We start from the raw sequence: 13498 nt of genomic DNA, 5'->3' as shown, positions 1-13498 counted from the left end.
CATTAATCTGCGTTTGAAGTATATCTCTTTACAGGGATAATCTCAATTACTTACCAGCGGCTGCTGCTGCACCTCTTGCTGCACGAGTCAACTTAACAGCACATACAACGGCTTCTTTTGCACTAATCAGTTCAAGACCTTCGAAGCTCAATTCGCCAACTTTAACAGTCTTACCTAATCCCAGGTGAGAAACGTTAACGGTCAACTTTTCAGGAATTACATTGTACAAAGCTTTCACTTTGATCTTACGCATCTGCAGTGCAAGTTTACCACCGGCTTTCACACCTTCTGCAAGACCTTCCAACTGTACAGGAACTTCCATTACGATAGGTTTAGCTTCGTCAATTTGATAGAAGTCAACGTGTAGGATAGTATCTTTTACCGGGTGGAACTGAATATCTTTCAGGATAGCGTTTACTTTTTTGCCATCGATAATCAGGTCTACAACGTAGATGTGCGGAGTATAAACTAAGTTACGAAGTCCTTCGTTAGTCACTGTGAAGTGAACTACTTCATTACCTCCGTAAAGTACACAAGGTACACCACCGTTCTTACGAATTTCTTTCAAAGCTCTTGCTTGTTCTGAAGAGCGTTCTGCAATTGTTCTTGCAGTTCCTTTTACTTCAATTGATTTCATTTCTTTAAAAATTTGTGTTACTCTAAATTAAGTTAGTTTGCTTAATTCACCATCACACGATGTGGATTATCACACGATGTTGCAAAAAAGCGGTGCAAAAGTACATCTTTTTTTTGAAATATCAAAGAGTTACTTTCTTAAAAGTCAATATCAATCTTAATTTCGCTCTCCAATTTGTTTTCCCGGGCTTCTTCGATTGCTTTCCGTTCATTTTCTTCATCAGCTTCGATGTTCAGGCGGGCGATATATTCGTTTGCGTCGCTGCACTCAATGAAATTCACTGCTTCTTCGAGTCCTGCCATAAACTTCTGAAAGTCTTCCCTATATAGGAAGATTTTGTGTTTCTCGAAACTAACTTGAGAATCATCACCTTCTCCCGTTATCACTTTTTTGCTCTCTGTAATAGCCAGGAACATTTCATCTTTACGATTCTTTTTTACGTCGAGGTAATAGATGCGTTTACCTGCCTTAATGGACTTGGAGAATACGATCTCCTTATCATTCATGTCTGCGCTCATTTTCTTTTTTAAATCTTCCATATCTTTCGGTCCGTTTATAATCGGCTTCAAAATTGGATATTTTTTTTAAACTGTCAAAAGAAAAAGCGCAGAGAATCAAATACTGCATTAAAAAATGTGATTTATTAGTGGAAACTCATTAAAAATATCTACTTTTGCAGTTCGATAACAACAGTATTAATTTGAATTATGATCAACAGAGTCTTATTCGTCTTAAGATTATACAGATAGTATATGCCTATTATCAGAATGGCAGCAAAAATCTAGACTCAGCGGAGAAAGAGTTATTCTTTAGTCTTTCAAAGGCGTATGACCTTTACAACTATTTGCTAATGCTGATGATAGCATTGACAGAGTATGCACAAAAACGTATTGATGCGGCAAAAGCTAAATTGGCACCTACGAAAGAGGAGTTGTATCCCAACAGAAAGTTCGTAGATAACAAGTTTATTGCTCAATTGGAAGTCAATAAACAATTGTCCGAGTTTATAGCCAATCAGAAAAGAACCTGGACAAACGACCAGGACTTTATCAAAGAGCTTTATGAGAAAATTGTAGAAACCGATATCTATAAAGATTATATGGCTTCTGATGACAACTCATACGAAGCTGATCGTGAACTGTGGAGAAAAATCTATAAGACATACATCTTTAATAATGATTCTCTTGACCAAGTATTGGAAGACCAGAGTCTGTATTGGAATGATGATAAAGAAATTGTAGACACGTTCGTCTTGAAAACAATCAAACGCTTTGATGAAAAGAAGGGTGCCAACCAGGAACTGCTTCCGGAATTTAAGGATGACGAAGATCAGGAGTTTGCACGTCGTCTGTTCCGTCGCACCATTTTGAATTCTGACTATTATCGTCATTTGGTGAGTGAGAATACAAAAAACTGGGATTTGGACCGCGTCGCATTTATGGATGTAATCATTATGCAGACTGCATTAGCAGAAATTCTTAGTTTCCCGAACATTCCGGTCAGTGTTTCGTTAAATGAATATGTAGAGATTGCGAAGTTGTATAGCACAGCTAAAAGCGGTAGCTTTATCAACGGTACGCTGGATGGAATAGTTAATCAATTAAAAAAAGAAGGTAAGTTGACTAAAAACTGATACCTTTGTCCATATAGTAGAAACTAAAACAGATTATTTATGAACGTATTGACTGTATTATTGCAAGCTCCTGCCGGTGCTGCCGGAGGTGGAAGTATGATGTGGATCATGCTGATAGCTATGTTTGTTATCATGTATTTCTTTATGATCCGTCCTCAAAATAAGAAGCAGAAAGAAATAGCTAATTTCCGTAAATCTCTTCAGGTAAATCAGAATGTGATTACTGCAGGTGGTATCCACGGAACAATCAAGGAAATTACTGACGACTATATAGTACTTGAGATTGCTTCTAATGTAAAGATTAAAATAGACAAGAATTCTATATTCGCTGATGCTTCAGCGGCTAGCAATCAGTCTAAATAAATAGTTGGTAAATAAATGCCTATGTTTGATCGTAGGAATATAAAATATACATATTTAAAACTATCTAAGAAAATTAAGGATTTTCTGCTCAGTGATAAGAGCAGAGAGTTCTTAATTTTTTTATTTTTCTTCCTGATAGCCGGTGGATTCTGGTTGCTTCAGACGCTCAATAATGATTATGAAGCGGAGTTTTCTATCCCGGTGCGAATGAAAGATCTTCCTAACAATGTAGTGTTGACTTCGGAACCTCCTTCCGAACTTCGTGTCAGAGTGAAAGATAAAGGAACAGTGCTTCTCAATTATATGTTGGGGAAAAGTTTCTTTCCGGTCAATCTAGGTTTTCTTGATTATAAAGGAAAAGATAATCATGTGAAAATTTATGCTTCCGACTTTGAGAAAAAAATATTAAGCCAACTGAATGTATCCTCCAAAATCCTATCGATCAAGCCGGATACATTAGAATATATCTATTCCGAAGGAAAGTCCAAGCTGGTTCCTGTTCGTTTTCAGGGGAAAGTGACAGCCGGACTTCAATATTATGTATCTGACACCATTTGTAAGCCGGACTCTGTATTGGTTTATGCTCCGGAAGGAATTTTGGATACTATAACAACTGCATATACTCAAAATATAACTTTGGAGAATATATCCGATACAACCCGGCGACGAATTCCGCTGACTTCTGAAAGAGGAGTGAAGTTTGTTCCGGCTTCAGTAGAAATGACTTTCCCGGTGGATATTTATACGGAGAAAACGGTCGAAGTGCCATTACATGGAGTTAATTTTCCGGCAGATAAGGTGTTACGTACTTTTCCTTCCAAAGTTCAGATTACTTTTCAAGTGGGGTTAAAACGGTTCCGCAGTATAAAAGCAAGCGATTTTATCATCAATATTTCTTATGAAGAATTGCTGAAGCTTGGCTCTGATAAATATACGGTTAAATTGAAATCGTTTCCAAGTGGAATAAATCAAATACGTATTGTTCCCGAGCAAGTGGACTTCCTGATAGAACAAATTACTTCTAATGGCGATTAAGATTGGCATAACCGGTGGCATTGGTAGTGGAAAAAGTGTTGTTTCCAGACTACTCGGAATAATGGGAATACCTGTCTATATATCAGATATAGAAGCAAAGCGAATCACACAGACAGATCCGGTGATTCGCCGGGGGCTTTGTGATCTGGTTGGTCAGGATGTGTTTCTTCAGGGTGGAGAGTTGAATCGTTCTTTGTTGGCTTCTTATATGTTCGGTCATCAGGATCATGTGCGGAAAGTGAATGAGATTATTCATCCGCAAGTGAAAGAAGATTTCCGTCAATGGGCTACCCGGTTGAAAAGTGAACTGCTGTTGGGTATGGAGTCTGCAATACTGGTGGAGGCTGGTTTTAAGGATGAAGTTGATTTTCTGGTTATGGTATATGCGCCGCTGGAAGTGAGAGTGGAACGTGCTGTAAAGCGGGACTGTTCGTCAAGAGAACTGGTGATGAAGCGTATCGAAGCTCAAATGGGTGATGAAGTAAAGAGAAGCCATGCCGATTTCGTGATAGTGAATGATGATGAAACACCGTTAATTCCACAGGTTTTGGAGCTTATTTCTTTGCTATCTAAAAATAATCATTACCTTTGCTCCGCAAAAAAATAATTAATAAATAAAAGGATATATACTATGTTGAAGACTATCTTGTCTATCTCAGGTAAACCGGGATTATACAAACTTATTTCGCAAGGAAAAAATATGTTGATTGTTGAATCAGTCAATGCTGAAAAGAAACGTTTCCCTGCTTATGGTAATGAAAAAATTATCTCTTTGGCAGATATAGCAATGTACACGGACGATGCAGAAGTTCCTTTGTATGATGTGTTGGAGTCAATAAAAGAGAAAGAAAAATCAGCGCAGGCTTCTATTGATCCGAAAAAAGCGACTCCCGAACAATTGCGTGAATACTTGGCTGAAGTATTACCTAATTTTGATCGTGAACGTGTATATGTAGCCGATATTAAGAAATTGGTTGCTTGGTATAACATCTTAATTTCTAATGGAATTACAGAATTCAAACCGGAAGGAGAGATTAAGGAAGAAGAAGTTGCAGAGTAATCTGTATAGTTTATTTAATAGGAATAAAGAACATGATAATCATTTAAGGTGGTTATCATGTTTTTTTATATAAACACTTGTAGGTTTAGGAAAAAATTAGTATTATTTGGGTAATCTTTTGCAATAATAAATATCTTCTACTTATGTTGTAAATAATGATGCTTTTTATGTATCTTTGTCGCTGTTCGCCATTCTTGGGAATATAGCTCGTGGATGCTGAATAACGTTTTTTAATGTTGGGTATGGAGACAATAACAAATAAAGAAGTAAACGTCCGTTTGGACAATGAAAAAGGGACATTATGCCTGACAGGTTTGTTGGCAGGTACAATGGTATTCCTTTACGATTCACTGGGAGAACTAAGAGGTAAACATAAGTTTGCTTTGCCTTCATTGACTATGGAAATACCCCAACCGGGCACTTATGTTTTGGTGATGAGTCATCCGAACTGCCAACCGGAAGTTCGGCGAATTACATATTTAGGAATATAAAAAAGGGGCTGCCTAACAAGTTTCTTTTTAACGATTTCACCCCTATCAGAGTTTAAACAAACTCTAATAGGAGTGATTTTCGATTTTAGGGACTTGTTTGACAGCCCCATTCTATTTGAATGATGACTTTTAATTTCTGAATACCAATCCGTCTCCGTCAGCATCAACGATAATTGCTTTGCTTCGGTCGACTTCCTGTGATAGTAACTTCTTGGATAGATCATTCAGCAGATAGCGTTGAATAGCCCTCTTCACCGGACGAGCTCCAAATTCAGGATCATAACCCACTTGCGATAAGAAGTTCAATGCTCCTTCTGTCAATTGCAGTTCCACTCCGTTTTCGGCAAGCATTTTCTGTACTCCCTTAATTTGTAAAAGTACGATTTGCTTGATTTCTTTTTCGTTCAATGGTAAGAACATAATCGTTTCATCAATACGGTTCAGGAATTCCGGACGAATTGTCTTTTTCAACATATTCATCACTTCCTTCTTCGTTTCTTCGATTACTTCTTCCTTATTGGAACCATGCAACTTCTCCATCTGACTTTGTATATAAGAACTGCCCATATTTGAAGTCATGATGATAATGGTATTTTTGAAGTTGACCACCCTTCCTTTATTGTCAGTCAGTCGTCCGTCATCCAATACCTGTAACAGAATATTGAAGACATCCGGATGAGCCTTTTCTATTTCGTCAAACAAAACAACAGAGTAAGGTTTCCGTCGTATAGCTTCTGTCAACTGACCGCCCTCATCGTATCCAACATATCCCGGAGGCGCTCCGACCAGACGGGAGACACTATGCTTTTCCTGATACTCACTCATATCGATACGAGTCATCATCGTTTCGTCATCAAACAGGAACTCTGCCAATGCCTTTGCTAATTCGGTCTTACCTACGCCGGTGGTTCCCAGGAAGATAAATGACCCGATCGGACGTTTCGGATCTTGTAATCCGGCACGGCTACGGCGCACAGCATCTGCCACCGCTTCAATCGCTTCGTCCTGACCAATTACACGTTGATGAAGTTCTTCTTCCAAGTGCAACAGTTTATCTTTTTCACTTTGCAGCATCTTGCTGACAGGAATACCAGTCCAGCGGGAAACAACATCAGCAATATCTTCAGCGTCTACCTCCTCCTTAATCATGGCTTTATCGCCTTGCATATCACGCAGTTGCTTTTGAGTATCTTCTATTTCTTTATCCAAAGCCTGAAGTTTACCATAACGGATTTCGGCTACTTTACCATAATCGCCTTCACGTTCGGCTTTTTCTGCTTCGAATTTAAGATTCTCTATCTCAACCTTGTTCTGCTGGATTTTATCCATCAGCGTTTTCTCACTTTGCCATTTAGCTTTAAAGGACTTTTCCTGTTCTTTGAGCTCGGCAAGTTCCTTACCGATAATTTCCAGTTTCGGTTTATCGTTTTCACGTTTGATAGCCTCGCGTTCAATTTCCAGCTGCTTGATTTTACGGGAAATCTCATCCAGTTCTTCAGGAACGGAATCTACTTCCATACGCAGTTTGGCTGCGGCTTCGTCCATCAGGTCAATGGCTTTATCCGGCAGGAAACGGTCGGTGATGTAACGGCTACTCAATTCGACGGCTGCAATGATTGCGTCGTCTTTGATACGTACGTGATGATGGTTCTCGTAACGTTCTTTCAATCCACGAAGGATGGAATGGTACTCAAGTTATCCGGTTCGTCCACTTGCACGATTTGGAAACGACGCTCCAATGCTTTATCCTTTTCGAAGTATTTTTGATATTCGTCGAGGGTTGTTGCTCCGATGGAACGTAGTTCTCCACGAGCTAAGGCGGGCTTTAGAATGTTGGCAGCATCCATGGCACCTTCACCTTTTCCGGCACCTACCAGCGTGTGAATCTCATCAATGAACAGAATAATATCACCTTCTGATTTCTTCACTTCATTGACAACCGATTTCAATCGTTCTTCAAATTCACCTTTGTACTTTGCGCCGGCAACCAGTGCTCCCATATCCAGTGAATAAACTTGTTTGTTCTTCAGGTTTTCGGGCACGTCTCCGCGAAGAATACGATGTGCCAAACCTTCTACAATAGCCGTTTTACCGGTACCCGGTTCACCAATCAGAATCGGGTTGTTCTTTGTACGGCGGCTCAATATCTGTAATACTCGGCGGATTTCTTCATCACGTCCGATTACGGGATCCAGTTTTCCGCTACGGGCAGCTTCGTTCAGGTTGATAGCATACTTTTCCAATGATTGATAAGTATCTTCACTGGATTGTGATGTAACCTTTTCTCCTTTTCTCAATTCGCTGATAGCGTTGCGCAATTCTTTTTCCGTCATACCGGCATCTTTCAAGATCGTGGAGACGGTACTCTTAACAGTCAGCAATGCCAGTATGATAGGCTCTAATGAAACAAACTCGTCGCCCATTTCTTTAGAATACTGTGTTGCTTTCTGCAAAACTTCGTTGGATTCACGACTTAGATACGGTTCTCCGCCGGATACTTTCGGCAGGGAGTCGATTTGCTTGTCGACCACGAGAGCTACTTGCTGTCCATTCATACCAAGTTTCTGGAAGATGAAATTAGTGACGTTTTCGCCTACTTTCATTACTCCCTGCATGATGTGGACAGGTTCAATGGCTTGTTGTCCCCGGCTTTGTACCAGGTTTACGGCCTCCTGTACCGCTTCTTGAGATTTAATGGTAAAATTGTTAAAGTTCATATCTTTGTTCTCCTTTCTTATTTCACGTTTTTAATAACACCTAAAGGGGCTCAAAAGATTTGCCAAGTATAAAAATATGACAAAATAGCATGAGTATTAAGGAGTTAAAGGACAAAATGACCTTTTTTATCTAGATATGACTGACGAATTTACCATATATTCCACAGAATAGGATGGGCTTCAGAATAAAATGGGTTTTCAATGAAGTCTACTATTCTGTGGAGAAACAATTGTTAGAAGATTCTTATCGGGAAGTCTCTAAGCTCTCTTTCTACTTTTTTTGCATTAAATTTGTGTGCGTTGAAATTCTTTCCCAACCATTCCCGATATTCTTTTGCAGCTTTTGAGTGTGGTTGTTTTAATGCCTCCAACATCTCTTGGTAACCATATATTCCTCCGCAATCTTCGGGCGGACATGCATTTGCTCCGTCTATGAGAAAGATGCCTTGTGTTTCGTCCTTTTTATATGCTTGTTGTGATTCCAGGGTAATTCGATGCATCCAGCTATCTCCGAAATCATATTCATATTTAATATGTGAGCCTTTTCGGGTAAGGATTTCTCCTAAAGAGAGAGAGTATGAGTTGACTGTTTTAACGGGATCAAACAAAAACTCGTCATCGGATTCTTCGGTTGTATATATTGTTTTCCCTTTTTGAAACAGATGCATGTGATAACCTTCCCAACCCATTGCGGTATTTATGACATCCGCAAAACTTTCCAGACGGATGTCGGAAGGGATTTCCACTATACGATATATTTCCGGGTCGGAATCAATCAAAGAAATTTTTATATTGAGTTTTTTAGGGGTTTGTTCTCCAATGTAGAAAGAGTTGTCGTATTCATCATCGTCAAACTCGTCATCGTATTCTTCATCAAATTCGTTATCATCAAATTCATTATTCTCATTGAAGGCAAAGAACTCATTCAATAAGTTCATTAGTTCTTCCATACTGTCCACTTCCAATCCCTTCAGTTCTGCGTGTGGCATTGCTTTTTTTATCTCTTTGATTCCTTTTCTTGTTAATGTATTGGGTATTTTGAATCGTTTATAGATTTTTTCCAATATAGGCAACGTTTCTATGGCACGGATATTCATCAACGTATTTGTGATATAGTCAATTATCGCGATATTATTATCTTCCCCACGCTCAAACTGATCGTAATAAGAATTCAATAATTGGCAGAACCAGTTAATAATTTCCAATCTTCGTTCAGGGTTGGTTATGGCAATTTGTGCGACAGCACTACAAATATCTTCTTTTCCGAAAGGAGCGATTCCGTCTTCATTCATGAAACTAAGTAGCAAAGGCAATTGGTTCTGCCCGAGTTGGTAAATGATGGCAATGGTGGCTTCATCCTGTACGAGGTGGCAGTAGGAAGCGAGGAAAGTCGGACTTTGCCGCATTATTTCCAAGATGATATTTAAAGAAGATTCCATTCGGTAATGTTCCATTGCCCAGTAGATATACCATAACTTAAAAGGCCTGTCTTCTTCTTTTGCGTTTTCGAGAGGTCCTTGATAATGGATAAATAGATGCAGGATAAAGTTGCGCAAATCTTTTTCTAATTCGGCAGCGGGTACTGTCGTGCAATCTTTTTTAAACTCGTCAAATGGGTAGTCTTTGCATGTCTGCATATCCCAAAGCCTTTGCAGGTAAGCTGCAATGGGGGTTGCTTCCGAGCTATAGTCCGGATGCTGATAGTGATAGAAAGTTTCTTCCATTTGTTGGTAGATTTTTTCTAATCCGTTATTGCTTAATATATCTATCACTTCTTGTTGTTCTTCGGGTGTAAACAAGTTTAATACTTCAGTCATAATCGCATCGAGATCAATCGAAGTTTGGTTCTTTTTCTTATTCATTATCGTGTCATTTAATAAATTTGTCAATTTTCTCCAAAGGTACACCTCTTTGTTGAGTAATAGCCTGATAATTTCTCTTTTTTTTAAATATTCTTTCCGGAGAAGATAAGAAAGTTTATCTTTGCCCTATAGTAGAGAGTAAATCTGTTTTCTAATTGATGACTAATGATATGAATGATAAACCACAAATAAAATTATCAGAGACAGTGGTGCTGATTGATGCCGCTTTCCTAAATTTCGTAATTACGGATATGAAGAGATACTTCGAAGAGACTTTGCAACGTTCTTTACAAGAGATCGATCTTTCGATGTTGACTACCTATCTGACTTTGGATGCAGGGATTGCGGAAGGAAAAAATGAAGTGCAGTTTCTTTTTGTTTATGATAAAGAGTCGGGTAATCTTGCGCATTGTCGGCCTTCTGACTTGGAGAAAGAGTTGAATGGAGTTGCTTTTCAAAGCCCTTATGGAGAATATTCGTTTGCCAGTGTTCCGTCGGAAGGGATGGTGTCGAGAGAGGACTTGTTTTTAGACTTATTATCCATTGTAGCCGATTCGGCCGATGTGAAAAAAATGATTCTGGTATCTTTCAATGAAGAATATGGAAAGAAAGTGACTGATGCCTTGAATGAAGTACAGGGCAAGGAGATTGTCCAATTCCGAATGAACGAACCGGATACTCCGGTAGCTTATAAATGGGATATGTTGGCTTTTCCTGTCATGCAGGCATTGGGAATCAGAGCCGATGAATTATAGCCATAGCTACCCATTTATTTCAGTCATTAATCGCTAATCACTAATAAGTTAATCACTATTTTCCATGTCCGATTTCCGTTTAAAAGTATTTCAGAGCGTGGCGAAGAATTTAAGTTTCACGAAGGCTTCGCAAGAGCTGTTTGTCAGTCAGCCTGCTATCACTAAGCACATTCAGGAACTGGAAGCTTATTATCAGACTCGTTTGTTCGATCGTCAGGGCAGTAAGATCTCGTTGACTAAGTCCGGAGAACTATTATTGAAACATAGCGAAAAGATTTTGGACGATTATAAACAGTTGGAATATGAGATGCATTTGTTGCATAATGAATATATCGGCGAACTGAAACTGGGTGCCAGTACTACGATTGCGCAATATGTACTTCCTCCTTTGTTGGCGGATTTTATAGCCAAGTTTCCACAAATCAATCTTTCTTTGATTAATGGAAATTCCCGGGGAGTGGAAGCTGCTTTACAAGAACATCGGATTGATTTGGGATTGGTTGAAGGAATCTTCCGTTTGCCTAATCTGAAGTATACTCCATTTTTGCAAGACGAACTGGTTGCTGTGGTTCATACCCATAGTAAATTGGCTGTTTCGGATGAGATCGCTCCGGAAGATTTGCCAAATATCCCTTAGTTTTGCGGGAGAGAGGTTCAGGAACGTTGGATGTGTTTGAACGTTCCCTGTTACGCCATAATTTGAAACTTTCTTCTTTGAATGTATTGATGTATCTCGGTAGTACGGAGAGCATCAAGCTTTTTTTGGAACATACAGATTGTATGGGAATTGTTTCTATCCGTTCTGTTTATAAGGAACTGGTTGCCGGTAATTTTCGTGTGGTTGAGATAAAAGGAATGCCCATGCAGCGCGAGTTTAATTTTGTGCAACTGCAAGGGCAGGAGGGAGGTTTATCTCAAGCTTTCATGCGATTTGCCGGGCATCACAGTAAGAGTTTGTAATCAAACCTCTTCCATACGGACTAATTCCCAGCCGCAGAATTGTATGACAATGCAGTGAAGTTGAGTTCCCTGACATAGTTGGCGAACTTTCGGACCGGCAGCATAACCATGAATTTGTTCAACGGCTTCCTGCCATTGTGCGGTGCCTTGGGTGTCGTATTTTTCTTTCGGCAGATATTTTAATTCCAAGATATAGCTATGCGCTACTTCTGCGTAACGTTGCAGATCGGGCATCAGAAACATATCGCAAAAGCCGTGATTCAGTTCTACTTCAGGCATTGTGAGGTAGTAGGCGTTCACGCTAAGGTAAGCGGTGAAGAATCCCTGAATGTTACGTTCGCCCTCAATGCTGCTGCGTACGGAAGTATTCTCCTTATAAGCTTGGGCTATGAATTCCAATGCCGGTCGCCATTGTCCGTCAAAAGCCATATCATTGAATAAAATCTCTATATCTATCAGGTTGATATAATGGTGATTCTGATATTCTTCCAGGATATATTCATAATATTGTTTACGGACATTCGTGTTGGGAATTCCCAGGATAGTCAGATTTCCACGTGTTCCGATGATAGTTAGCATACCATAATAAAATAATAGGCTGGGGAATATTTCCGGATTCGTAATTTGATCGGCAGAAAAAGACTGGTATAGGTTAGTCATGATTTTCCCTTCTTCGGCAATTCGTTTGATAACACCTTTGCGGTTACCGTCAAGACGGTCAAGTTGAATCAGTTTTTTCATCTTATTGTAGTCCGTACGGGTATTAGGATCAATCATCTGTTCAGGAGATTCTCCTAACTGAATTCGATTACGTAGGTAATAGAGTACCATGTCGCAATTAAACATTTTAGGATCTGACTTTAGACTTTGGCGAGCAAAACAATAATTATCATACCATGGCTTCATCTCCTGAATCATTTCTTCAATGTCTCCTTGTAACTGCCCTGCTTCCTGATAATATCGGAGCATAGTACGTACGTCTTCTTCAGAAAATCCCAGCATTTGATTAAACAGTGGATTAGTGCTGATGTTCCAACCTATGTTATATCCGCTTGACAAGTCGTCCAAAGTTACGGGGCTGACCCCAATCATGAATATACGGTCGAACATTCCTTTATAATTCTTGAAGGTATCTCTGTAGAATCCGCTGGCATGGGTGATGGCGTGGTATATCTCATTTCCTTTCTCGTTGAGTACGACATTTGTGAAATTGTCATACTCATCTATAATAAGGTATAGGGGATACCCTTGACGGCGTGCTTCATCGTCTAGTATATGCAGTTTATCAATCCCTTTTTTCGCTGTGCTGAAGCGTTCAATAAACTCATCCGTGTAGTATTCACGATAACGGTTCAGAAAGCCATCCAGTTGCACTGCGCTATACGAATCAAATCTTTGCGGCAGTTCATCAATGTTGCCGCCAATCTTGGAAAAGTCAAGATAAAGCATCTGATATTTGCCTTGAAGCGGAGTTGTATTTTGTCCGATCCAGAGATTCCCGAAAAGTTGCTGGAATTTATCTTTCTGTGAAAGGTCATAATATGAACGAAGCATGCTTAGTAGCAGGCTCTTGCCGAAGCGTCTCGGACGGATGAATATCAGATAGTTGGCTTGATCTTCCAACATGGGGATATACATTGTTTTATCCACATAATAGCGGTTTTGCGTGATTACATCCTCAAAATTGGACATACCATAAGGAATTCCTTTTATTGTTCCCATAACTTTTTCAGATTGTTTCTTCTTGTTTTCCAAACAATTAATTACCAAAGATAGTTTTTTTGAAATGGATATTCCATTCTTTTGCGCTTATTTTTTATCTAATTATAAACGCAGTTTTTAACGTCAGGGATTATTCTTCTACTAGAAAAGAAAAGGTTCTTCTTCAAATTCCGTGCTAGTAAAGCTCATTGAAAGGTTGATGGATAAAGGGATATCGGCATATTAGAAATAGCAAATAAATTATCCAAGCTATATGCATCTTA

11 protein-coding genes and 2 pseudogenes are annotated in these 13498 nt (G+C 39.3%); 8 read left to right on the top strand and 5 right to left on the bottom strand.

Annotation, left to right across the window (positions count from 1 at the left end; translation table 11 throughout):
• Window positions 1-46: 46 nt before the first annotated feature.
• Together DXA05_RS22880 and DXA05_RS22875 are read right to left on the bottom strand one after the other, a co-directional pair.
• Window positions 47-637 carry a 50S ribosomal protein L25/general stress protein Ctc gene (locus DXA05_RS22880; protein WP_004309786.1) on the bottom strand — a complete coding sequence of 197 codons (591 nt, stop codon included), beginning with the start codon at window positions 635-637 and terminating at the stop codon, window positions 47-49.
• Between the two features lie 137 nt (window positions 638-774).
• The gene (locus DXA05_RS22875) at window positions 775-1176 is read right to left on the bottom strand and encodes a PUR family DNA/RNA-binding protein (protein WP_004309787.1); all 402 of its coding nucleotides are present in this window, start codon (window positions 1174-1176) and stop codon (window positions 775-777) included.
• Window positions 1177-1337: 161 nt separating this feature from the next.
• On the opposite strand from DXA05_RS22875, the gene nusB reads away from it, so the two are divergent.
• From nusB to DXA05_RS22845, 6 genes are all read left to right on the top strand, one after another.
• Window positions 1338-2270: a transcription antitermination factor NusB gene (gene nusB / locus DXA05_RS22870; protein WP_128859660.1), complete on the top strand. Its 933-nt coding sequence runs from the start codon at window positions 1338-1340 to the stop codon at window positions 2268-2270.
• A 39-nt stretch (window positions 2271-2309) separates the two neighbouring features.
• Window positions 2310-2633: a preprotein translocase subunit YajC gene (yajC, locus tag DXA05_RS22865; protein WP_004302063.1), complete on the top strand. Its 324-nt coding sequence runs from the start codon at window positions 2310-2312 to the stop codon at window positions 2631-2633.
• A 21-nt stretch (window positions 2634-2654) separates the two neighbouring features.
• The gene (locus DXA05_RS22860; protein WP_004313972.1) at window positions 2655-3668 is read left to right on the top strand and encodes a YbbR-like domain-containing protein; all 1014 of its coding nucleotides are present in this window, start codon (window positions 2655-2657) and stop codon (window positions 3666-3668) included.
• Complete coding sequence (gene coaE, locus DXA05_RS22855; RefSeq protein ID WP_008021292.1) at window positions 3658-4275, top strand: dephospho-CoA kinase; 618 nt, start codon at window positions 3658-3660, stop codon at window positions 4273-4275. Before DXA05_RS22860 ends, coaE begins: the two co-directional genes overlap by 11 nt.
• Window positions 4276-4299: 24 nt before the next feature.
• The gene (locus tag DXA05_RS22850; RefSeq protein WP_004313967.1) at window positions 4300-4728 is read left to right on the top strand and encodes a DUF5606 domain-containing protein; all 429 of its coding nucleotides are present in this window, start codon (window positions 4300-4302) and stop codon (window positions 4726-4728) included.
• A gap of 233 nt (window positions 4729-4961) precedes the next feature.
• Complete coding sequence (locus DXA05_RS22845) at window positions 4962-5219, top strand: hypothetical protein (RefSeq protein ID WP_015532573.1); 258 nt, start codon at window positions 4962-4964, stop codon at window positions 5217-5219.
• A gap of 129 nt (window positions 5220-5348) precedes the next feature.
• Here DXA05_RS22845 and clpB read toward each other — a convergent pair.
• Together clpB and DXA05_RS22835 are read right to left on the bottom strand one after the other, a co-directional pair.
• Window positions 5349-7936 (bottom strand): annotated as a pseudogene (clpB, locus tag DXA05_RS22840) (ATP-dependent chaperone ClpB).
• A gap of 233 nt (window positions 7937-8169) precedes the next feature.
• Window positions 8170-9798, bottom strand: a complete 1629-nt coding sequence (locus DXA05_RS22835; RefSeq protein ID WP_128859658.1) for a plasmid pRiA4b ORF-3 family protein — start codon at window positions 9796-9798, stop codon at window positions 8170-8172.
• Between the two features lie 170 nt (window positions 9799-9968).
• Between DXA05_RS22835 and DXA05_RS22830 the strand changes: the two genes are divergently transcribed.
• Complete coding sequence (locus tag DXA05_RS22830) at window positions 9969-10553, top strand: DUF6621 family protein (protein ID WP_004313961.1); 585 nt, start codon at window positions 9969-9971, stop codon at window positions 10551-10553.
• Window positions 10554-10617: 64 nt separating this feature from the next.
• Window positions 10618-11513 (top strand): annotated as a pseudogene (locus DXA05_RS22825) (LysR substrate-binding domain-containing protein).
• Here the strand turns inward: DXA05_RS22825 and DXA05_RS22820 are convergent.
• Window positions 11514-13235: an ATP-binding protein gene (locus DXA05_RS22820; protein ID WP_165861551.1), complete on the bottom strand. Its 1722-nt coding sequence runs from the start codon at window positions 13233-13235 to the stop codon at window positions 11514-11516.
• Between the last annotated feature and the right edge of the window lie 263 nt (window positions 13236-13498).

Source organism: Bacteroides sp. AM54-2NS (assembly GCF_003602935.1).
Classification (GTDB): domain Bacteria; phylum Bacteroidota; class Bacteroidia; order Bacteroidales; family Bacteroidaceae; genus Bacteroides; species Bacteroides xylanisolvens.
This window is presented reverse-complemented; position numbering and strand designations above follow the sequence as displayed.